At 39.9% G+C, this 24,143-nt stretch carries 17 protein-coding genes and 1 tRNA gene; 6 read left to right on the forward strand and 12 right to left on the reverse strand.

What is annotated here, in order from left to right; all coding sequences use genetic code 11:
* Positions 1 to 68: 68 nt before the first annotated feature.
* The gene (locus OK025_RS07385) at positions 69 to 1,229 is read right to left on the reverse strand and encodes a dipeptidase (RefSeq protein ID WP_317668944.1); all 1,161 of its coding nucleotides are present in this window, start codon (positions 1,227 to 1,229) and stop codon (positions 69 to 71) included.
* A complete protein-coding gene (locus OK025_RS07390; protein WP_317668945.1) occupies positions 1,226 to 2,950 on the reverse strand; it encodes a serine hydrolase domain-containing protein in 1,725 nt (574 codons plus the stop codon). Before OK025_RS07390 ends, OK025_RS07385 begins: the two co-directional genes overlap by 4 nt.
* Before the next feature lie 215 nt (positions 2,951 to 3,165).
* Here OK025_RS07390 and xseA point away from each other — a divergent pair, with 215 nt between their 5' ends.
* Positions 3,166 to 4,452: an exodeoxyribonuclease VII large subunit gene (xseA, locus tag OK025_RS07395; protein ID WP_317668946.1), complete on the forward strand. Its 1,287-nt coding sequence runs from the start codon at positions 3,166 to 3,168 to the stop codon at positions 4,450 to 4,452.
* A gap of 42 nt (positions 4,453 to 4,494) precedes the next feature.
* Positions 4,495 to 4,725, forward strand: a complete 231-nt coding sequence (gene xseB, locus OK025_RS07400; protein WP_317668947.1) for an exodeoxyribonuclease VII small subunit — start codon at positions 4,495 to 4,497, stop codon at positions 4,723 to 4,725.
* Here the strand turns inward: xseB and OK025_RS07405 are convergent.
* The 8 genes from OK025_RS07405 to OK025_RS07440 form a co-directional block, all read right to left on the reverse strand.
* Positions 4,717 to 5,094 carry a hypothetical protein gene (locus OK025_RS07405; RefSeq protein ID WP_153845333.1) on the reverse strand — a complete coding sequence of 126 codons (378 nt, stop codon included), beginning with the start codon at positions 5,092 to 5,094 and terminating at the stop codon, positions 4,717 to 4,719. The two genes, xseB and OK025_RS07405, sit on opposite strands and share 9 nt — an antisense overlap.
* 47 nt (positions 5,095 to 5,141) lie before the next feature.
* Positions 5,142 to 5,786 (reverse strand): MgtC/SapB family protein, encoded by a 645-nt coding sequence (locus tag OK025_RS07410; protein WP_317668948.1) that lies wholly within the window; start codon positions 5,784 to 5,786, stop codon positions 5,142 to 5,144.
* An 85-nt stretch (positions 5,787 to 5,871) separates the two neighbouring features.
* Positions 5,872 to 6,585 carry a pirin family protein gene (locus OK025_RS07415; RefSeq protein ID WP_317668949.1) on the reverse strand — a complete coding sequence of 238 codons (714 nt, stop codon included), beginning with the start codon at positions 6,583 to 6,585 and terminating at the stop codon, positions 5,872 to 5,874.
* Positions 6,586 to 6,684: 99 nt separating this feature from the next.
* Positions 6,685 to 7,431, reverse strand: coding sequence for an aspartate/glutamate racemase family protein (locus OK025_RS07420; RefSeq protein ID WP_317668950.1), 747 nt, complete (start codon positions 7,429 to 7,431; stop codon positions 6,685 to 6,687).
* 55 nt (positions 7,432 to 7,486) lie between these two features.
* The gene (locus tag OK025_RS07425) at positions 7,487 to 8,470 is read right to left on the reverse strand and encodes a DUF4973 domain-containing protein (protein ID WP_317668951.1); all 984 of its coding nucleotides are present in this window, start codon (positions 8,468 to 8,470) and stop codon (positions 7,487 to 7,489) included.
* Positions 8,471 to 8,485: 15 nt separating this feature from the next.
* Positions 8,486 to 10,543 (reverse strand): RagB/SusD family nutrient uptake outer membrane protein, encoded by a 2,058-nt coding sequence (locus tag OK025_RS07430; protein WP_317668952.1) that lies wholly within the window; start codon positions 10,541 to 10,543, stop codon positions 8,486 to 8,488.
* Positions 10,544 to 10,553: 10 nt separating this feature from the next.
* Positions 10,554 to 13,670, reverse strand: coding sequence for a TonB-dependent receptor (locus tag OK025_RS07435; RefSeq protein ID WP_317668953.1), 3,117 nt, complete (start codon positions 13,668 to 13,670; stop codon positions 10,554 to 10,556).
* Between the two features lie 11 nt (positions 13,671 to 13,681).
* A complete protein-coding gene (locus OK025_RS07440; RefSeq protein ID WP_317668954.1) occupies positions 13,682 to 15,133 on the reverse strand; it encodes an IPT/TIG domain-containing protein in 1,452 nt (483 codons plus the stop codon).
* Positions 15,134 to 15,777: 644 nt separating this feature from the next.
* Here OK025_RS07440 and OK025_RS07445 point away from each other — a divergent pair.
* Genes OK025_RS07445 through OK025_RS07455 form a run of 3 tightly spaced genes read left to right on the forward strand, consistent with a single transcriptional unit; the run spans position 15,778 to position 19,826 of the window.
* Entirely contained in the window at positions 15,778 to 17,535 is a 1,758-nt protein-coding gene (locus tag OK025_RS07445; protein WP_317668955.1) for a sensor histidine kinase, read from the forward strand.
* A 4-nt stretch (positions 17,536 to 17,539) separates the two neighbouring features.
* Positions 17,540 to 18,307 (forward strand): LytTR family DNA-binding domain-containing protein, encoded by a 768-nt coding sequence (locus tag OK025_RS07450; RefSeq protein ID WP_317668956.1) that lies wholly within the window; start codon positions 17,540 to 17,542, stop codon positions 18,305 to 18,307.
* Entirely contained in the window at positions 18,297 to 19,826 is a 1,530-nt protein-coding gene (locus tag OK025_RS07455) for a TlpA family protein disulfide reductase (protein ID WP_317668957.1), read from the forward strand. The genes OK025_RS07450 and OK025_RS07455 overlap by 11 nt, the downstream gene beginning before the upstream one ends.
* Positions 19,827 to 19,891: 65 nt before the next feature.
* Here the strand turns inward: OK025_RS07455 and OK025_RS07460 are convergent.
* Both OK025_RS07460 and purD read right to left on the reverse strand, forming a co-directional pair.
* Positions 19,892 to 19,963: transfer RNA gene (locus OK025_RS07460), tRNA-Glu, on the reverse strand.
* 88 nt (positions 19,964 to 20,051) lie between these two features.
* Complete coding sequence (gene purD / locus OK025_RS07465) at positions 20,052 to 21,326, reverse strand: phosphoribosylamine--glycine ligase (protein ID WP_317668958.1); 1,275 nt, start codon at positions 21,324 to 21,326, stop codon at positions 20,052 to 20,054.
* A 123-nt stretch (positions 21,327 to 21,449) separates the two neighbouring features.
* Here purD and OK025_RS07470 point away from each other — a divergent pair, with 123 nt between their 5' ends.
* Complete coding sequence (locus OK025_RS07470) at positions 21,450 to 24,134, forward strand: carboxypeptidase-like regulatory domain-containing protein (protein WP_317668959.1); 2,685 nt, start codon at positions 21,450 to 21,452, stop codon at positions 24,132 to 24,134.
* Positions 24,135 to 24,143 lie beyond the last annotated feature (9 nt).

Consider the following 24,143-nt stretch of genomic DNA (forward strand, 5'->3'; position numbering starts at 1 on the left):
AACAATACGTGAACAATGCTGCGTGTATACTGAAACCTTACTGACAAACCTTAAAAAAAACGAAGTGTTTATTCTTCATTTTCTTTTAAGATGCGCAAGAAATTTTGTCCCATGATCTTCGCAACATCCGTTTTTGTATAACCTCTCTCCAACAGCGCTTTGGTCAGTAGTGGAAATTTAGAAACATCTTCCAGACCTTGCGGTGAGGATTCTATGCCATCGAAGTCCGAGCCTACAGCCACATGATCAATACCTACTTTTTTGACCAGATAGTCGATATGATCCAATAGTTTCGAAAGTGGAGCATCGGCTTGCCGTTGAAGTTCTTTTGGCAACTTTTCATACATGGACCAGGTACTCAATGTTGTATCCCCCTTATCACCAAATTTGCCTACATACAAATCCTTAAGTCTTGTTTCATAGGATGGATCCAAAAAACCTGAATAAAAATTGACACCAACAACGCCGCCATTTTTTTTCAATGCCTCCAATTGTGCATCTTTCAGATTGCGGAAATGTGGACATAATTCATAGGCGTTGCTATGGGAAACCAAGATCGGTTTCGTCGTTGTCGCCAGCACATCATAGAAAGTCTGCTCTCCGCCATGGGACAGATCAACCATCATCCCTAATGCGTTCATCTTCCGAATAATTGCTCGACCTTCTACTGTCAGCCCTTTATCCTTGGGATTCATACGCCCTGATTCCATTGCAGCGCAACTCGCCCAGGACAAATTGTAGTTCCAGGTTAAAGTGAGGTATCTGGCACCACGCGCATAGAGTCGCACGAGATTATCAATTTTTCCTTCAATCATATTTCCACCTTCCACACCGATTAAAGCAACTATTTTACCTGATTTCAATATAGCCTCAATGTCACGTGAAGATTTTGCCAAGCTTATTTTATCGGCATTTTCTGCAATCATCTTTTCCAATGCATCGATCTGGTCATTGGCGTGCTTAAATGCCCCGGATTTCCATTTCGCATCATCAGACCAAACAGCAAACACCTGTACATCGACACCTCCCTCCCGCAGTCGCGGTAAATCAGTAGCTCCTGTACTTATTCGCTGGCCGATATTTTTCCCGGGGAAAATGGATTCGTAAATCACATCATTGTGTCCGTCGACGACCACCAAATCTTGGTGTATCTGTTTATAGTCTTGACTATATCCAACATTGTTGAGTGTCGTCATTGCTAGTCCAAGTAATAGCAGGCTTTTTATCATTTTTGACTTTCATTGATCGTTTCATAAATAGCGTCCTGAATCCTGCTTCTGATATTCAGATCCAACAGCTTGGTACTCACCTGAGGATGTACTCGATTAGACAAGAAGATATAGATCAGTTGATTCTGCGGATCAATCCAGATGCACGTTCCTGTATAGCCAGTATGTCCAAAAACAGCGCTATTCGCTAACTTAGATGGATATTCATTTTTTGGGTTTGGATCCCAACGGTCAAAACCTAAGCCCCGGCGACTGCTTGTCGATTGCCTGGAGGTAAATAAATCTACTGTTTCCGTTTTAAAGTAGCGCTCCCCCCCGTACTCTCCTCTATTCAATAGCAATTGACCGTAGATTGCCAAATCGTTTGCGGTAGCAAATAATCCCGCATGCCCGGCAATACCGCCAGCCATTGCCGCACCCTGATCGTGGACATAGCCTTCTAGCAATGTTTTCCGAAAGGAGGTATCCTGCTCGGTAGGAACGATTTCATCCTTTGCAAAACGCTCTCGGGGAAGGTACCCCGCGCGCGTCATTCCCAATGGCCTATAAAAGTTCTCCTGCACATAATCTTGCAGAGGTTCAGCGGTCTGATGTTCTGCAACTTCCTTCATCACGTACATACTGATATCACTATACACATAATTTCCAGTGGGTTTTACAGGTGACTTTAGCATCTCGGGCCACATGACATCGCGGTAATAATTGTTGAGGATATAGCTATTGTCGGCCATTTTTACTTGATGGTTATCATCGCGGACTGAAACAACGTCTCCTGCTTTCAGATATTTATAGAAGGGAATAAAAGGTGTAAATCCAGCTTCATGCAACATGACCGAACGAAGCTTGATATCCTTTTTATTGGTATACTTTGCCTGCCATAGGTAATGTCCCATGGTACTATCCAAATTAATAATATTCCGCTCGGCAAGACGCATAATGACAGGAGTAGTGCCGGCAATCTTACTCACAGATGCGAGATCAAAAATATCAGTTGTTTTGGTAGGAATATCTTTGGAATATGTGTGAAATCCGTAAGATTTCTCCAAGAGCACCTGTCCGTCTTTCACGATCATCACAACAGCTCCCGGTGTTGCTTGCTTATCGATGGCTTCTTGTGCAATAGCATCAATTTTCTTCGTCAATTTGGTCAGGTTCAGATTAGAACTTGATGCAGCGCCATATTGCAGCCTTGTCTGTGTGGTTTTGACATGACCGGCGGTTATAGGAATCCCACCAAAAATAGACATTGCCATCTGACGCTGTCCCATTTCTGAAAAAGGAGCAAGTAATTCGATCAAATCAGACTGTGGGTGCTCCGATAAACTCTTTTTGTTCTTTTCGTTTTCAAAAAAATGACAAAGGATAACTTTTTTATTGTTTAATACGGCCTGCTTCAACTGTGCTAGACAATCTGCATCTAAGTCATCTTCCTTTCCAGCCACAATAATGGTGTTATAATATTTGATGTCCTCATCAAATTTATTAAAATCAAAGATTTTGGTGTTTGCATAGCGGGCCAACTGTTCTGTGAACATCGCATATTTTGCCGCATTAGGAACGACAACTGCAATGTGGTGTTGATCCAGATTCTTTAAAGGCAACACTTGATCGAGGTTATTAAACAGTATTGTTTCGTTTTTGATCGTCGACTTATATTGAGCAAACAGGGGGCTAATACAGAACAAACCTGCAAATAAAGCCCCAAAAAATCGTTTTTTCATTCTGCTTTTATCGTTTTTTAGGTTCTATCAAATAAAAATACGAATTAAATAACGAAGGAATATGACCACTCGAAAAAAAATCAATTTTGTTACTCAACTTTTGTTAATCTACTTAACGATTTGAATTAATACAATCCGTTCACCCTATTGGCCATAACTGCCGATTCAACTATCCCCGGATTGCATCATGAAGGTTTTTTCTGTAAGTTTGACTAATGCCAGAATTGATTCAAGATAAAACAATATTTTCCTTGCTGGAAGTCAGCCGCAGTATCCAAAAGACACTTGCAGAGCGGTATAAGAGCTTGTATTGGATCAAAGCCGAAATGAACAAGCTCAATCATTATACGCATTCTGGCCACTGTTATCCTGAACTGGTTGAAAAACAGGATGGTAAAATTGTCGCTGAAATTCGGTCTATCTTATGGAAAGCTGATTACAATCGTATCAACAACAATTTTCTTAAAGTCGCCCAAGAACCTTTGCGGGAAGGGATTACAATGTTATTTCAGGCAAGTATTTCCTATGACCCCATGTACGGATTAAGCTTGCGCATTGTTGATATTGATCCGACTTTTACCTTAGGTGAACTTGAAAAGGAGAAGTTAGACAGTATTCGAAAGCTGAAAGCAGAGGGCATATATGAGTCCAATAAATTATTGGGCTTTCCGGTGGTTCCCAAAAGATTGGCGATTATTTCAGTAGAAACAAGTAAGGGGCTTTCTGATTTTTACAAAATCATTAATCAAAACCCTTGGGGTTACCGCATAGAATGCACGCTCTTTCCGGCATTATTACAAGGAGACAAGTCAGTACCTTCTATTATCAATCAGCTTGCAGTTATTGCTGAAAAAATCGACACGTACGATGTCGTCGCCATCATACGTGGAGGGGGTGGCGAGGTTGGGCTTTCCAGTTATAACAATTACTTATTGGCACGTGCTATCGCTATCTTCCCCATCCCTGTGTTGACGGGCATTGGGCATTCGACGAATTACACGGTTAGCGAAATGGTCGCCTATAAAAACGCGATTACGCCCAGTGAGCTGGCCGATTTTCTGATCCAGAAGTTTCATAACTTTGCTATTCCGGTCGATAAGGCATCGGAAAGTATACAGCAACTTATTCATTCTCGGTTTAAAGAAGAGCGCAATGTACTCTCCCAGCTCGCAACGCATATACAATGGATCGGAAAAAGGGAAATTCAGACCTCGAGAACCACTGTTCAGCAATTTCAACGTGAGCTGAACTCCTTGATAAAATTGCGGTTTTACGAGCACAAAACAGCTTTGGCTCATACCGAACGAATTATTCAGCTGTCTGATCCAATTCGGTTATTGAAACAAGGTTTTTCAATTACTAAGGTTAACGGAAAACTACTGCAGTCGGTGACACAGGTATCACCGGGCGATGTGATACAGACGATACTCGAATATGGCGAACTTACCAGTACTGTAACGGATAAATCTCCGAAAGAAGGTTTGGATGCGGACCAAGCTTAATTTGGCCATCGGTACACAAAATTTTAAAGAAAGCATATCATAATGGAACAGAATTATACCTATACAGATGCCTTTAACGAGTTGCAAACAATCGTAAAGGAAATTGAGAATGGCACAACAAATATTGATGAGCTCGCTGGAAAAATCAGGAGAGCTTCAGACCTCATTCAAGTCTGCAAAGCCAAGTTAACAGCGACAGAGGACGAAGTAAACAGTTTATTACAGAAAATATCCCCTGCTCAGGAAACGGATGATGACGAATCGTTAAACTAAACGACAAGGCACATCAAGATCCTCGGTAAAATAATAACTGGCACATAAGCGGTGGTAACCATCTGCTATGATAAGTTTCCCATTTGCCCGAACCAACAGAATTGGAGATAGCTTTTCTTTCTTCTTGATCTTTCTTAGATTTTCCTTGACGTGGCGATTGGTATCAGGAAGCAGCGGAAGTGCACTAGCCCGCAAAATATCCTTGGATTTCTTTTTTATCGTAGTTGCCCGTCTAAGTTTGTCAACAAAGGCTTTACATTCTTCCGGAACAAATAAAAGCTCCAAATAATCGTAAGCTGCGGGGAAGTCATGTTCCTGGGGATCTGCTAACCAAAAAGCCTGTCCTTTTTCAATTTTAACTGTACTCATAATATAGCTATCATTTTCTAATACATTTCAGCTCATCCTAAAGCTTGCTAATATTGATAAGCCACGACCTGCCTATCACGGCGTACTGTTTCTACAAACTCTCGATGTTTGGTCACATTGCCCGTCAATCGCCAAATGGTATTCAAACTTTCTTTATTATAGCGTTGACTTACAATGACTGCCTTAAAACCCATCCGCCTGATTAACTGCTCGGTATGTTCAAAATCTGCCTCAGATGAGGTCTGCAGTTCATAGTCTTTTATTTTGTGACAATTGTCAATATAGGTCTGTAAATAAGTTAACAATGCCAAAATCGCCAAAACCAACCCTACACCAATAAACGCTAAAAATATATATCCTGCCCCCACACACATACCCAAAGAAGCTGCAGCCCAAATTGTCGTAGCAGTGGTTATACCACTTACCTTATTGTCTTCTTTAAAAATCACGCCTGCACCAAGAAATCCGATACCAGTAATAATATTTGCTGCCAATCGATCTGGATTTGCCAATCCAATTTTTAACGAAAGAATAGTAAAAAGACAAGATCCAAAGCTCACCAATATAAATGTCCTCAGACCTGCGGATTTATTGCGATATTCACGTTCAATCCCAATCAGCAGACCTATTAAGACTGATAACATAATCAGTAAGACGTCGCGCGATTGGAAGGGCTGTAATAGGTTATCCATGAGTTTATTTCTTCTTCATCCAATTTAAGAAAAATAGGGAGATCTATCAAATGACCTCCCTATTAAAGAATAGCTTTTCTTCGTCCTAATACATTGGTACTTCAATTAGCAGTAATGATGTATCATAGTAAGCTTCAATCGCTATTTTTTCTGTTTCGTATAAACCAATGGCATCCCTTCTTGAAAGCATTTCATTTGCTACAGCGATCTTTCCTTCCAAAACAAAAAGATAAAGCCCATTTTGCTCCGAATGAACAGTATATTCTATCTTTTTACCCGCCTCTATGTCTGCCAAATTAAAATATGCATCCTGATGTATGTGTACAGCATTGTGATCCATTTTATCCGGTGAAACAATCGTTGCAAATTTATTGTGCCGATCTAATTGAAGGTAGGATTTCTGATCGTATCTGGGCTCCAACCCTATTTCGTTGGGGATTACCCAAATTTGTAGAAATTTAACAAGATCCTTCTGATCGTTATTAAACTCGGCGTGCTGCACCCCGGTACCTGCAGACATGATCTGCACATCACCTGTTTGGATCGTACGGCCATTGCCCATACTATCCTGATGTGCCAGTGCCCCCTCCAGTGGTATGCTAACAATTTCCATATTGTCGTGTCCATGCCGATCAAAACCTTGACCACCTTCCACCTGATCATCATTCAATACCCTCAGGGCACCAAAATTCATCCTTTCGGGATCAAGATACTGTCCAAAACTGAATGAATGCGCACTTTTCAGCCAGCCGAAATCGACGTGGCCACGATCACTTTCCCGATGTATAATCTTTTGCATGTTGTCCTCCTTACTGCATAAGCTTCTAACTATCAGGAGACAAAACCCATACCAACAGGAATATAAACCCAAAATCTGACAATTTGTCAAAAGAGAAGACTACAGTGGCTTTAATTTATCTGGAGCAAGCGAATGAACGAGTGCACGCGCAAGAATTCTATTCGGATCAATAACAATCATACCATTATAATCCCGTTCCGGAATAGCTAAAGGCAACTCTGCACAACCCAAAATAATGATCTGTGCACCCTTTTTCTTCAGGTCATCGATGACCAACAATAAATCCTCCCTTGCTTTATTCGCGATCGGTACCGGCTGTGCTTTTATGCCATAGTCCGCATCATAGATTGCATTATTTACCTTTTCTTGCTGCGCCCCTTCTGGCTCGACAACAACGAAACCTTTTCGAATAAATGCTTCCCGATATAAACTGCAGATCTGCTCGCCAGCAGTAGACAAAATACCTACTGCCGTATCGGGATAGTTTTCGTCCACAAACCGGACCGTTTCATGAACGATATGCACTATTTTCAACGCACTCCCCATACGAGCCATCTCATCTTGAACAACAGAAAAAATAGGTTCTGCGTGTGCCGTATTGGACGGAATCGCCGCAATGGTCGCACCGGCCATTTCAAGCTGCCTTAAAATTGCAGCGATAGCTTTACCAGGGTTAACCTTGGATTTATCCAATAAATACGCCGTTCGGTCAGGGATTAAATTTGGACATGAGAATAACAATAGCGGCAAGTGTTCCTGATCGGATCTTGCCGCCGTCTCATCTATAATTTTCTTTGTAATATCCAAGCCGCCATAAGGGCCTAGTCCACCTACTATTCCAATCATAAAACTATTTTATATCATAGATATAACCAATAGCCTTACAAATGGTTTGTAGAAATTACCATTCTATGGACTGATCTTCGTCAGGAATCTGCGTGTTCAATTGCCGTTCCAAGATCAATGAGCCCGAAACCTTAAATTTAATGGCTGTCGTTGAAACCAAGGTATAATCCGTAAATTCATAATCCACATTATTTACCGTAATATAACGATGCAATAGGTATGGACGTACAGCATCCATCTGTTCAGAAACAGTATAACTTGCATCCTTTTTAACAGCAAATTTCATATTTGGATTTTCAGCCCGAAATGTAACCCCTCCTGTTTCATTAAACGTTGCAAATACTTTATAATTTTTCCTGTCTTTACGATCTTCATCAATGTTCCCTGCATAAAAGAAAATTGTGTTTTCATCAACCACGTAGCTTCTTATTTGACTCTTGACGATCGGAGTCTCACTTTCATGCCCATCCATCACAACTTTTAGGGCTGTCCCACTGTAAGTACCTGAATAATTATTGAAAGGATTTACACGCAGCAATGCTTTCTTATAGTATTTCCTGGGGTTTATTTTGTATTTGGCCGCCGGATCCTCTAAAATAGTCAGTGGCAGCACCCATTTTTCGGCCATATCAATCCCTTTAAGCGAAAAATCAATCGCCATTAATGCCGTGTTTTCTCCTGACTTAATATTCACGGTCTGGGGAATTGAAAAATAACTGTTATTCAGCTGTTTGTAGTAGAAGTCCTCTCTAGTCTGAAAACGCTCATAATTCAGTATGCCCAATGTGTCCGGATCTACCGCAACACGTACTGAAAGGTCCGTATTATTTGTGGTCGATCCACTTACTTCCAACGGCTGTAGAAATGTAGTTTTTTGCCCCTCTTTATAACGGACATAAATATTTGCTACACCCTCATTTTCCAGAGGGGCTTTAAATGAAACGTAATGTTCAAATTGTTCCTCTTTCCATTCATCGTTGCAAGCATTACAAACGAATAACACCATCAGGAACAAAAGCTGTATAGATGACTTTTTCATAAATTGCATAGTTGATTAATCGTTATAAGTCCAACCAGGGTTTTGTGTTAAATTCTTGTTGCGTTTAAGCTCCGTATGGCTAATCGGCCAGAACCACATTTTATCCGCAAAGGTCGTTTTCAATGTCCAGATCGCGACTGGTTGGTAGAAAAGATCACGTTCTTTTTCATTCATCAAGACATTACACCCATAAACCGGCAAAGCTTCTTCAACCGGAGCATCCATCCAACGACGCAAATCATAGTAGCGTTGTCCCTCACCCATAAGCTCTATAAACCGTTCACGCTTTATTGACTTACGTAATTCATTCTTACTTCCGTATACACTCGCGGAATAATCAGGAACTCCACCCCGAATGCGAACAGGCTGAATACCCTTTTTAATTTCAGCGATGTCGCGGTTTATCGTATAACTTCCACCTCGCCAGGACGGAATCGTAAAAGAACTACTTAATTCATTTAATGCTTCGGCATACATCAGTAGTATATCGGCATAACGTATCGCGGGTTCTGCTTTGGGGACGACACGCGATTCCACACCGCCCTCATAAGTATCACTTGGGTGAACAAATTTTTTAACCCCAAATCCTGTGCGTAACCAATATCCATTGGCCGAGTTAAAACCATTGCCTTTTGGATCTGCACTATAATAAAAAATTTGTTTATTGCGATTTTCTTCCTTGGTTTCATTGAGCAAAGTCCAAAAACTACCACTATACGAAACGGACGCATAAAACCTAGGCTCACGATTTGCATATTGCAGGGACACGCCAGGGCGTAATGGTCTATATCTTTTTGCATCATAATCCTCCTGGGTAACATATCCCATACTTCTGTTAGAGCCATTACCACGTCCTATCTCTTTATCTTTACCCGGTACATCAGTCCCATCATTCATATAATAGGCGTCGACCAGTTTCTGCGTAAGTCCATGTGTATTCCACCCTGTTGCAGAGCGTGGCAACTGATGGATAACCATTTGGTCAATCCCCTCATTGGGCTGATTACTACCACGTGTAAATATAAGCTCAGGATTACCCGAGGCAGATAATGTACCGTCAAAGACCTGTGCATAGGATTTCATTGGATCAATATTTGCCCATCCTTCCGGCCAGCTTTTATCGGAAAAATTATGATCCTCAGGTGGTTTTACTGTCGCATCGCCTCCTGTTTCCTGAAAAGGCGCTGTATAAAGTTTATACACTCCTAGTTCGATCACATCTCGGGCAGCAGCAGCGGCCTTGGCCCATTTCTCTTCCTTGAAGTCTGCTGAAAGTAATCGTTTACCCTGTTTATCTACCAACAGTGCCGCATACCCTGAATTATTGCCATTAGCTAATGGACTTGCCGCATACAGTAGTACTTTGGCACGTGCAGCCAATGCAGCACCAACAGTTGGCCGTGCAGAACCGTCCTGCCCACGCTTCATCCCCAAGGTTTCCATTTCTTTGGCCGCCTGTAACAGCTCATCGCTTATATAGGTTGCACATTCCTCATAGGTACTTCGCGGGATTGCCAGATCATCATAACTCTCGGTATAATCTAACCCTTCATCAGGCAATAAAGGAACCGGGCCGTATTTCCGGAGTAACAACCAGTAAAGATAAGCTCTTGCAAAACGCGCCTGTCCCCGATAGTCTGAGATCTCAGCTGCAGACATCTCGCCATTCATATAAATATTCTGAATAAAGGTTGATGCATTGCGAATTCCGCGATAAGATTGAGTCCATGTTCCTTGCTTATCATTTTCGGTGTACTGCCCCATTTTGAACATATTGTAGGACAATTCATTTTTTGAAGGATCGTAATCCCGATCCCGGTCACCATAATACATATCATCTGCGAAACAATGAGGCGTATTCCCCTTACTGGCAACATCTGCATTTTCGCCCCGGAATTCTTCAAAGACATGCGCCAACCATTCCTCTGAATATACTTTACTTTTAAAGGTCTTCTCTATGTTAAGCCGATCCTTAAAATATTGGTCGGACTTCAGATAATCCTTTTTACAGGACAAAGCAAAACTTGCTCCCAACACAAGCAGCATTGCAATGCATATTTTATTTCTTTGCATCTTTTTTAATTTAAAGGTTGACATTGATACCAAATGTAAACGACTTAGGCAATGGATAATCTTCGCCCCTTGGAGTCGCCAATTCCGGATCCCAAAGCTTGAATTTAGACCAGGTCAGCAAATTTGAACCAACTAAAAACAAACGAATGCTATTAATCTTAATCTGATTGGTTAATTGTTTTGGCAACGTATACCCAATATCTAAAGTTTTCAAACGAAGATATTGACCATTCTTCAACCAAAATGTTGACTCCCTAAAGTTATTAGGATTTGCGCCATAGCTTAATCTTGGATAAGAAGCATTGGGATCTTCTGTTGATGGGTCGCCAGATAGATCTGATGAAATCCAACGGTTATCGCCCATTACTCCTTTCAATACTTGTCCCCATTCCCCTTCGCTAAAAGCATAGACAGTCTTTCCATAAGTAAAGAAAGTCGATTTACCAGATCCTTGGAAATGAACACTGATATCAAGATTTTTCCAGCTCGCTGATGCCCCCACACCGTAAACCAGGTTAGGACGTCGCGTAGCACCTATAGCAACACGGTCACCGTCGTCTATGATACCATCGCCATTCACATCCTTATATTTGATGTCTCCCGGCTGATAAGTACCAAATGTTTGTTTGGGACTATTACGTATATCATCATAATCTTTAAACAATCCCAAAGCTATGAGCCCTTTCGCCTGATCCACCCGATATCCTTTTTGGTTTTGATAACCATACACGTTGTATTCCTCATCGATCTCTGTAATTTCATTTTTACTATAGATAATATTACTTCTGGCAGTTAAATTCACTTCCCCCAATTTCTGATTATACAATAGACGACCATCGAAACCTTTTGACTTTACCGCTCCCACATTCGCGCTTGGTACGGACTCCAATCCGACCAGCGCCGGCAGATAATTTCGTGCCATATATATGCCAGTACGTTTTTCATTAAAGAAATCCAAATTAGCAATGATCTTATCTTTAAAGAGTGCTAGGTCAAAACCCAGATTCTTCTTGGTTGCCATCTCCCAGGTCACATTTGATGAGGATACCTGACTGTATTTCATTCCCCCATAGTATCGATTGAAGCCGTAATCCGCCCATTGATAACCGCCTTCAGGAACCCAAATACCTTCATTGTTAAAATGTCCGATTTCACTAATTGTAGATAAATAAGGGAATCGTGCTCCTCCGGCTAATTGATCGTTACCTACCTTACCCCAGGAATACCGAATCTTAAACATGTTCATCCAGGAAATATTTTCCTTCACAAAGGGTTCTTCGCCAATATTCCAGGCTGCTGAAACCGCCGGGAAAAAACCATATTGTCGACCCGGAGCAAAGTTTTCCGAACCATTATATCCAAAGTTAAAATCGGCGATATAACGTGATTTCCAGTTATAGGTTAGGCGGCCGGCTAGGGCCTGATTTCTTTTTGCTATACCATTTTTTATATCATCGCCAAGATTAACTGTCCGAATAAGCGCATCGCGCGTAAAACGGGCAACTGCACCAATATTATGATTTCCTATACTGCGGTCATAGTTAAACATCATATCATAAAATTCGCGCCTTTCGCCACTTGCACTACTAGCCTGATACAACTCCTGCGGGTTGGAAATATGCGTGAAGATCAAATTTCCATTCTCATCCCTTGCTCGTTCAGCCCGCCATTGTTCAGGCCATTTTCGACGGGAAATACTATTATCATTATTTGTATCGTAACCAATAATTCCCCTAAATCGCAATCCTTTGGTTATAAAATCAAAATTTTGCTCAATAGAGATATTTGTCTGTATCTTGTTTTGCCAATTTTCATTATACCCGGTCTGCGTAGCAACGACCCAAGGATTGGTCTGATTTCCTGTACCGATTGCTGGAACATAACCATTCGAGTACATCACTGGCGTACGGATTGGCGAATAACCGAATAATACACCCCAAAAATCATTATCTCCCAACCCCGGACTGTTCCTTTTATCAAGGGAGCCGGCAACGCCTATTTTTAAGACCGTACTTTTGGTTACATTGATATCTGTATTCAGGCGGTAATTATACCTTTTGTAATTTGCATTCGTATTATAATCGTTCCGTAACGTTTCGTCCGTTTTGTACATCCCGCCTTCATCGATATAACTTCCAGACAGAAAATAACGCGCTGTCGCCCCACCACCTGTCATATTCAGATTGGCACGATAAGTCATCGCTCCATCTTTGAGCAATAAATCTTTCCAGTTGACATTGGGGTAAAGGTCAGGATCCAGTCCCAAGCGCAATATTTCCAATTCCTCAGGTTGGTAAATTGGAGCAAAATTCCGCGTAATACGCGCTTCATTCAGGAGATTGGCATAGGTAACACCGTCTTCAAATTCAGGTGTAATGGTACGTGTATTATAAATATTTTCATCTTTGAAATTAATATTGATTTTACCGTCTTTACCGCGCTTGGTTGTGATCAAAACGACACCATTTGCACCTTTCGAACCATAGATTGCCGTTACAGCGGCATCTTTAAGGATATTAATGGTCTCAATATCTTCAATATTTATATCATTAATATCGCGTTCAATGTTATCCACCAATACAAGAGCCGACGCTCCTCCACCAAAGGTAGAAATACCACGGATCCAGAACTCGGTAATATTCTTCCCCGGCTGGCCGGACTGCATCATCCCTAAAACTCCGGGTGCATTTCCAATCAATGCATTACTTATGCTCGACGTTGGATTTCCTTTCATAGTGCCGACATCAACACTACTGGTTGCAGCAGTAGATGTCAGTGTTCTTTGTGTGCCTGTACCCGTTACGACAACTTCATCGAGCACACTCGTCTCTGATTCTTTAAGTGTAACATCGATTATGCGATTATCTTTCACAAGTATTTCCTGCCTTTTATAACCGACTGAAGAGAACACGAGCGTCTTGTAACGCTCCACTTTGATCTTATAAGTTCCTTTATTATCAGTTGTTGTTCCCAAACCCGGCGCATCCTTAACAAAGATGCTGACACCAACAATTGGTGTTTTTTGCGCATCAACAATAACACCCGTTACTTCCAAAATATCCTGTGCCAGTGCACCGAAAGTGGCACAGAAGAGTAACATACAGGTAAGTACTATTTTATTCATCATCTTATCACAGGTTAATCTTGGTTATTTTCATCCATTTCTTCCAATGCTATTTTGCGGATACGTCGATTCTCGCGATCCCCAATATAAAAAGCACCTTCTTTCTCGTTGTATGCGATACCCGACGGTCGGTCAAACCTCGCCTCTTCTCTCAAGTCACCATTGACATAACCATAAGGGTTGTTGTTAAGACTTGAGCTTCCCCTACCAGCAAATGTTGTTACAGCCCCTTCCGGTGTAAGCACACGGATCGCATGATTCATGAGGTCTGTAAAATAGAAATCATACTGATCTGGCTTACCTGCTAATACATAGGCTTGATTTTTTACAAACACCCCCTGATAAGGTTGATTGACACGAGCGGAGGAACCAACACCATCTTTGTAACCCGATTCCCTTACTTTCCCACAAACAAGATAAGGCTGGTTAAACCTTTTTTTCTCCCAGTTGTAATCGGCACGCATAATATAGCCCTGGTTGATGACTAAAATATAAGCGTAATTTCCACTCGGATGAATTAATGCGCGGTACTCCCATTCCGGATCCTGAATAACGTAAAGAAACTCTGATTTAGTCGTTTTATCTACGAAATATTGATTCAAGTCAAAACGGTAAAACTCCCCTTTCGCATAACTATTAAAGTACATTTCACCATTGACCGGATGAATCGAAGCGCCATTACATTGTTTACTTCGTGTCAGGACTTCTTTATCCAGAAAATTTCTTGCGCGCGAAAATAATAAGGTAGATTCATCATTTTCTCCACCGCGATCTTGGGCCACAATCATATAATTGCCATCTAAAGAAAAGTCAACACTACGCGGACGATCAAAGTCAGAACGTTTTTTTGTGATTGTACTATCCTCGAAATTAATCAGATAAAGGCCATTATTATTATCAAAAGTGACCCAAAGATGCTTTGGATTAAGGGGATCAAACTTCATGAAAGAAGAAAGCCAAAAACCACTGGCCATTTTGTTTTGGTCATTATCTTTAAACTTTCCGTCTTTCCAAGGCTCATCACCACGTGAATTTCTATAACCAGCCAAGGTTGATACAACAAGTTTACGTTGATAATCAAAAGGTGCTTCCGCCTTGCCGATGACAGGTTTGGCCTCGCCCCCAACACGCACTTCAATATCACCTTTGAAAGCCTGTTTGGGCACAAGACAATAGAGCGACTCCCCTAGAGCATTAATGACAACAGCCTTTTTCCCGCCAATAAAAACAGCCACATTTTTGGGGTCGTTGCCGAAGTTTTTTCCATAGATTACAAGTCGTTGCCCCATGCCTCCTGATTTGGGAGCGAAATCAGAAACGATCACAGGTTGCGATGGATCAAAGGGCACACCTTCTGGAATACTGCCAAGATTGTCATTCTTACAGCCTCCAATGCCCAAAATAAGCACCATAACGGCCCAAATCATCCGATTTACAGACCAACTATTAGTCGCTATTTGTTTCATTATCATAAGGTTTATTTAATTGGTTAGAATTTATTCTATAAATGTTACTATATCACCGTCAGTGAATCCCAAACTCATTGATCGCGTGATATCCATTAAAATTTCGTCAGCATAACAGCAATTTCATCGGATAATTTTTAGGATGAACGAATTGACACCCGTCTCATCATAGAGCGAACGCTTGGTTTTAATTTCCACATAATTGGTTACTTTTATATATAGCTAAATGGTATTAGCTATCTTTAGCTAAAAAAAGACTTTAGGACAATTGCTTCAAAGTCTTCCGGTTTTAAAATTACTTTTCTACTTATTTTCTGTTTTAAACTCACAATAGCTGTCGACCTTAATCCTTTTTCATTTCGACGGTTTGTCTACTCTTCTTTTTACCGAGGAAATGAATGGATAAATTTTATCTTGACGTTCTAAATGCTTCTCTAAGGTTTTCTTTCTATAATTGATTACTCAAATTTAGGGATTGTAAAGATTCTGATACTATAAAATTATCTCAATAAACTGCTTATTTGTATCAATAAAGTGATGCTATTGAACTGTTTATTTTCCAAATACTCAGCAAATCATTCCAATCCCTCAATCTTATTCGCAGTTTCAATATATTTTGAGGACTTTCGGTTTATAAACTATAAATGATGAAAAGGTTGCTTTTAATATTTTTATTCATTCACATTTTCAGCGCTTCAGCACAAGACTCTCAGGGCAATGACTATTATTTTGGAGAAAATTTTCATTTTAATGGCTATTCTACAGATAAGCGGATGATGGTAAGAAGCGATATTGTCTTTGTAATATCTGATAAATATATATCGCATATCTTCGAGGACTTTGACAACAACAAAACACTGCCGGGCAAAGGCTTAAAGCAAATGCCTAATTCACCGATTCTTTTAGGCATAAAGCTAAACCCGAAGCTTAAAAACTTTATCTCGCCTAAGGTTCAAAATCTTTCTAAGACCTATCATAGCTATTTTATACCAGACAGTTCTGATGCTACAATCATAGCTATGGGTATCAACAAGGACAATTATAAGGATTTTCTTTATCGAGTTGTAGAAAATGATAGCATCGAACTCACACCTTGGACTCCTATCTCCACACTTTCTATGAAGTATGGCGCCAAAGTCCCCTATGGCTCAATTGGCACATTCAATTATCCGGGAAAGTTAATTTTAGTTGAGGTCAGACACAGGAAAATTTACGGCATTAGAGACGGCTACATCTTGGATTGGCGGAAAAACAAGCGCCCTATACTCGAGCAAATCATTGCTCGTGGACCGAGTGAATATGGTTATTTCAATCTGCTCGATCGATCATTTAATAAAGGTTATGTACATCAATACGACGAATATACCGGCGCGCCGTTAGATCTTACTTTCAATAAAGACAGTATTACTTCGCTGAATCTCGAATTTGAGAACCATGCTACGACTCCTTATTCTATCCAATTGATCAAAAAGATAAAAAACGGCGCTGACACCATTCAGCTTGAATGGTGGACACAAGCTAAAAATTTTGAAGTGTCCAATAAATATCTGAATGAAATAGGGGAATACGAATTGCTGATCCATAAAACAGGGGACATTAATACCTATAATACCAATGAGATTCTGAGAATACCCTATCATATTGTACAGGCTCCACAACAATTTTCCTCCACACTCTGGCCCGTCTTATGGCCGACAACTCTCATTAGCCTAACAGTCATTGCGATTGTTTTTTTTACACTTCGATATAGAACGCGTAAACGTCTTGCAAAGGTTGAACAAAAACGACAAACGCTTACTCTTCAAATCAAAAATATACAATCTCAACTAAATCCTCATTTTATGTTTAATGCCATTAACTCTATACAGAACTTAATCCAAAAAAATGACTTCAAAGGGACCAATCATTACCTGACTAAATTCTCTTCATTAACCAGGGCCACTTTAGAGAATGCCGAAAAAGAAATGAATACACTCAGCGAAGAGCTCCAATTACTAGATGACTACTTACAGATGGAGCAATTGAGATTTGGGTTCCAGTATGACATATTGAATAATTTAAAAATCCATAACGATTTGATTGACATTCCAAACTTATTACTTCAGCCAATTGTAGAAAATGCTGTAAAACATGGCATTTCAACGCTAGGTTCTAAGGGAAGAATTGTGATCACAATCGACCAACAAGGGCAGGATCTAGTACTCGGCGTAGCTGACAACGGAGCGAAATTTAATTCGGAGACCACCGAAGCCTCCGGTGGGTATGGCCTAAGATTAACAAAACAACGATTGGCTCTTTTGGAACAGCTTTATCCTGAAAACTCCTTCCAAATACAAATCACAGCAAGTTCAAACATTACAGAAATCTGTATTGTCATTTCCCATTGGATAACTAACATGTAATACCATGATTGACTATATAATTGTAGACGATGAGATCAACAACATCGAGATATTAAAAAGATACTTAGATAAATTTGAGGGTATTTTACATTTAGTAGGCACCGCAATAAACGCTGAAGAGGCAACTGTTTTGATTAATGATCAAAAACCTGAATTGGTTTTTCTTGATATCCAAATGCCAGATAAAAATGGCTTTGATTTATTACAAGCGCTAGAGAACAGAGATTTCGAAGTTATTTTCGTCACAGCTTATGACAAATTTGGTATTCAGGCAATTAAATTTTCAGCATTGGATTACCTCTTAAAGCCACTTAATTTTGTGGAGTTAGAAACTGCGTTAGATAAAGCCATATCGAAAATTAAATTAAAAAAATACAATTTAAGTCTAGAAAACCTGATTCAAAATCTTACGAACAAACAGCGAAAGACCCACAAAATAGCTCTGCCTTCAGGAAGAGAAACGCTATATGTTTCTATTTCGAATATCATCCGCTGTAAGGCAGACAATAATTACACAGAAATATATCTTATTGACCGTAGACCGATCATTATCAGTAAGACACTTAAAGAATATGATGATATGCTGTATGCATACGGTTTTATCCGTACACATCAAAGCCATCTTATAAATTCAGAACATATTTTATCGATCAACAAGGCGCAATCCGCCTATATTTTAATGAAAGATAATTCAATAGTGCCTATCGCAAGACAAAAGAAGGAATACGTATTTCGAACTTTAAGTAAATCAAAAACAAATTATGAAAATTAATCTATTTTACCTACTCATCTTTATTATCCCTTTAAGAACCTTAGGGCAAACGAAATCGGATGATTTTCCAATAACGGCCCCTAATTATAGTCAATATTCTTTGAAAAGGTCATACCCTCAAATTAAGGGTCGCGTAGTCAATTGGTCCGCTAATGATCTACAGGAAATAAAGATAAAGTACAGTCTTGTAAATATCGGAAATCCAATGCAATCATCCTATCACATCAAGCTAGATCAAGATGGATCCTTTCTTATTACATTACCCGATAAACTTCCAAATCGTCAGATCTGGTTTACATTTGGTGATTATGTATATACCTGCCTCTATAGTGATGAATACCTTGAAATCACTTTTGATCTAGATAAATTAAAGAAGAAACTTGTTTATATGACAGGTGATGGGCTAAAATTCGGAGGAAAAGATGGTGATAAAAATCGGATTATGAATGAGTATATCCTGTTCAATAAAAGATATAATGAAAATTTTTCCGGTAAAATAAGTTCACTCGCTACTGAAGATAATGACTATATAGCAAAATTAGACAGCATTTTTGCCTTTCAACAACAGATCAATAAGAAATTTTATACTGAATTTAGCAACACTTATCAAACATTGATTGATGGGGAAACAAAATCAAGCTACTACGCAAAGAAGCTTAAATATTTATTTCGGAATTCAATACAAGTAGATACAATCAGTGAATTGCTCACTCCTGTCTATTCCATATCAAATGATTCGCATGAATACTTCCAGTTTCTGAATTATTACATGCAAGGTGTAGGCTTTAAGAAAACAAAGAAAAAATTTAGTTTCATAAATCTAGCGTTATATTACGACGAAGTGCTGCCCTCCTTTTATGCAGATCTGCTAAAGTTACAATTTGAAGATAGAGATATCAAAGAACAATGTAAGCTCTATAAACAATTAAGACCGACGCTACATACTGATTGGAGCAAAGATTATTTAGATTCACAAATTAAGGCATTAGCAAGAAAAATCGCTCAAATTGATTCTATCAGTGCTGCATCTGCAATTCTTCAACCTAAGAATTCTACTTTGGGAAAATTAATTATAAAGACGGGCTCTGGCAGCAGTCTTTATATTGATCAACATAAGTCTGGAGAGGACCTTCTTAAGACATTAAAGGCTGTCTTCGCAGAAAAATTGGTTATTATTGATCTATGGGCGACTTGGTGTATTCCATGCATTCAAGCTATGCCCTCTAGTAAAAAATTACATGCTGAATCACAAGTCGCCGAATTACCAATTGAATTTGTATATCTATGTACCTCCTCGGGATCAAATGAACAAAAATGGCAAAATAAAGTATTGGAATTAAATCAGCCGGGCACACATATTTTTGTTGATTCAAAAGTTGTGACTGAGATCATGAATATCTTCGACAAAGGAGGGTTCCCCTCATATATCCTACTTACCCCTAGAGGTCAATATGACTACAAGTCGATTTCGAGCATACAGGGATTGAGTTTGGATCTGCTAAAGCAAAAGCTCTTATAGTGTAACCGCCAGCATTCATTAAAAACAAAAAAACCTGCAAAAATATTTGCAGGTTTTATCTTTAGTAGCCCGTAGGGGAATCGAACCCCTGTTTCAAGAATGAAAATCTTGCGTCCTAACCCCTAGACGAACGGGCCTTTTTATGCAACTCCAATAACATTGTTGTTTTTGGAGTTGCAAATATAGATCTTAAAATCAGTATTCCAAAAAAAAATTAAATATTTTTTAAATAAGGTCAAAACCGATATCTCTTCTGAAGTATTTTCCTTCAAAATAGATCCTCCCAGCATCTGCTGTGGCCTGTTGAAGGGCTTCAAACAGCGTATCTTGCAATGTGGTAACAGCAATTACACGTCCGCCTGCAGTAACAATCTTACCATCCACCTCCTTCGTACCTGCTTGAAATACGATGGATTCTTTAACATTTTCAATATTGGCGATCTCTTTTCCCGACTCGTAATCTCCGGGATAACCTCCAGCAACCAACATCACCGTCACGGCTGTTTTAGGAGATACTGTATAAGAACGTTGATCCAAATTGCCTTGTGCAACACCTTCCAGTAAATCCAACAGATCCGATTCAATACGTGGCAATACGGATTCAGTCTCCGGATCCCCCATACGAACATTATACTCGATGACATAAGGTTCCCCTTCCACATTCATCAAACCGATAAAAATAAATCCTTTATACGGAATACCATCTTTTTTAAGTCCTTCAACTGTTGGTCTGATAATACGCTCTTCTACTTTATTTAAAAATGTCTCATCGGCAAATGGAACCGGAGATATAGATCCCATACCACCCGTGTTTAGGCCTGTATCACCTTCCCCAATACGTTTATAATCTTTTGCAGAAGGAAGCACTTTATATGAATTACCATCTGTCAAAACAAAAACAGACAATTCAATTCCTTTTAAAAATTCTTCAACAACCACAACCCGGCTAGCTTCTCCAAACTTTGAATCTGCAATCATCGCTTTTAGCTCAGCTTTAGCATCTTCCAGCGTCTCGCAGATCAACACTCCTTTACCTGCTGCTAAGCCATCAGCTTTAAGCACAATCGGCAATTTTTGCGTTTCAAGGTAAGCCAATCCCTCTTCCAATGATGTCGCATCAAACGACCTTGAAGCGGCTGTAGGTACGCCATGGCGATCCATAAATTGCTTTGAAAAATCTTTCGAACCCTCCAATTGAGCGCCCTCCTGTTGTGGCCCTATTACGGGGATATGCTTTAAATCTTCCCGATTTAAAAAGTAATCATGAATACCTTTTACCAAAGGCTCTTCTGGACCAACGAGCACCATTTGCACGTTATTCTCCAAAACGAAGGTTGCAATAGCGGCAAAGTCGGTAACTTTAATATTTACATTCTGACCATACGCACCTGTTCCAGCATTTCCTGGAGCAATAAACAACTGATCTAAACGTGGACTTTTCGACAATTTATAGGCGAAGGCTGATTCACGACCTCCTGAACCGATTATTAGGATATTCATAAGACAAAGATATTTTTTTTATGCTAATTTTAAGGTATCAGATCGTTTAAAATGAGACTAATATTTTGATTTATAAATTGATTAAAGGAAAATATTTTCTAATTTTCATAAAACATTAGTCATATGTACCCTAAATTACTGCTTTTAGTAAACTGCCTCCTATTCGCTTTGTTGGCGTCGGCCCAGATCGATCAGACGTTGCAGAAACTGGATACTTACCATAGCCAGCACATTAAGGAAAAAATCTATCTCCATTTGGACAAAAATGATTATTCGGCTGGAGAAACCATCTGGTTTAAATTATACTGCAGCACCGCCCCTTTTAATTATTTGAGCAACATGAGTAAAATTGCGAATGTCGAATTGATTTCTCCAACCAATAAGATCATTAAAAGTATCAAAATTCCAATTACACTCGGTCTAAGTATTGGCGACTTCAATCTGCCGGACACCTTGGAAGAAGGCTCCTATCGCGTTAGATCATTTACCAGGTGGATGCAAAATGACTCTATAGCGAATTTTTATGAACGCGTTATTCCGATCACGAATGGCCGATCCGATAATATCATAACCAAAAGTGAACTGGTCAAAAACGGAACAGAAAACATGTTCCAGATTAATCTCAAAACCATTCAGGGAGCCCCGCTAATTAATAACAGCATCAATTATACCCTACAACCAAACAATAATAAAGAAAAATCCGGCCGATTAAAATCAAACGATAATGGAACAATAGCTTTGGAATTGAAAGATGACTTTAAAGGTGGAACACTGTCTTTACAATTTCTTTCTTTGGATAAAAGACGTATCCTAAAAAGTTTTGTTATCCCCGATCCAAAAAGCCAAAATAGCATTCAAATTTTCCCCGAAAGTGGCGAACTGATCAGCAACATATTATGCAAAACAGGTTTCAAAATCCTTACTCCTGCTGGATTGGGGAAAAAAGCCAAAATAATCGTGGTGGAAGAAAATCAAACGACTATTGCAGACTTTGAAACAAATTCACTGGGGATGGGAAGTATCCCGCTCGTCCTACAGGCAGGAAAAAAATACGTCGCTACAGCCCTTTTCGAAGACGGGTCTTCCACGAGCACAGCCTTACCGCCAGTGCTGAATTCCGGATATGTTCTTACGGTAAATTCCGGACTAAAGGATAAGATTGCAGCACAACTATCCGCGACAGCGGATCTGGTCAACGGCAAAGATATATATCTGGTAGCTCAATATAACGGCCTTGTATTCCATGCCGCAAAGCAGAAATTGAATGGCACAGACATCTTATTCAATATCCCCAAAAAAAACCTACCTTCTGGAGTTTTACAATTATCCATCTTAACAGATCAAATGGTTCCTATTGCGGAAAGATTGGTGTTTAACTACAATACGACATCGACCTTACTTCCTGTTTCCGTAGCACTCAACAAATCCAGCTTCACAACACGCGATAAAGTGATGGCAGATCTTTCCGTCAAATATGACGATAGTGACACGTCAAGATTTGCAGCCCTCTCGGCCTCTGTGGTAAACCTCAGCAAGGTTGATTCCACGACAGATCGTTATTATTCATCTATTGTCTCGGAGCTGCTATTGAAATCTGATCTTCGTGGCTTTATTGAACGGCCCAACTATTACTTTGAGGATTTAACGAACATTAAACTGACAGAACTGGACAATCTTATGTTGATCCAAGGTTGGCGCAAGTTGGACTGGAAGAATTACGCAATTACATCAACCACTTCGTTGCTTCCTGAAAAAGGACTTACCATAGCTGGGACAATCAAGAAAACGGCCCGAAAGGCTGTGGTGCCAAATGCCAAAGTAACGCTGATACCGACGAGCAATATGTTGCTGAGTGTGGATACACTGACAGACAATAATGGCCGATTTTCATTTGACGAACTTTTATTTGCAGATAGTGTCAAGTTTATTGTGACAGGTGATGGCCCCAAAGAGAAAAAAAGAGTTGATATCGTTATCGACAACGCACTCACTCCTCCTCCAAATCCGAGTAAAGATCAACCCTTGCTGGTTAACGACATCAATACCACGCTACTAACACAACTGAAAAATAGCCAAAAATTCCTTGGCGAATTGGAAGCTGCGGGCATAATCCAGAAGAGCATTCGATTGGAAGAGGTACAGGTCAATAGGGTACGAACAAATAAGGCAGACAAGAACTCCAGAAACCTCAACGGCCCAGGAAATGCCGATCAGGTGATTTCGGCCGAGGACCTTTCCACTTGTACGACACTGGAGCAGTGTCTTGCGGGTAGATTAGTTGGTGTCATGTTTCGAAATGGTGTCCCTTACAGCACAAGATCCATGGGGTTAAACGGCGGAAGTCCCATGCAAATTGTTCTTGATGGGATGTATATTGAAGCAGATCAAATAAGCATGATCAATGTAGCGGATATTTCTAGTATCGAGGTTCTTCGTAGTGCAAGCAATACGGCCATATATGGTATGTATGGGGGCAACGGTGTTATCGTGATTACCAGTAAATCGGGAGATGCCATCTCCTCATCTTATACCCCTACAGGAATACTAACGATCACGCCAAAAGGATTATATGTACCTCGAACCTTTTTCAAACCTCAATATGATGCCACAGTCCAACATAAGCTTACACACGATCTACGGACAACAATTGCATGGGAACCAAATCTGATCACGCAGAAAGAAGGAAAAACACATTTCGAATTCTTTACTTCTGACGAACCTGGGACCTACAAACTAACCGTTGAGGGAATAAGCATGGATGGAAAAATTGCTCATCTGGAGTATTTAATAGAGGTAAAATCACAATAGCAGCGCAAA

The organism is Sphingobacterium sp. UGAL515B_05, from assembly GCF_033097525.1.
GTDB lineage: Bacteria > Bacteroidota > Bacteroidia > Sphingobacteriales > Sphingobacteriaceae > Sphingobacterium.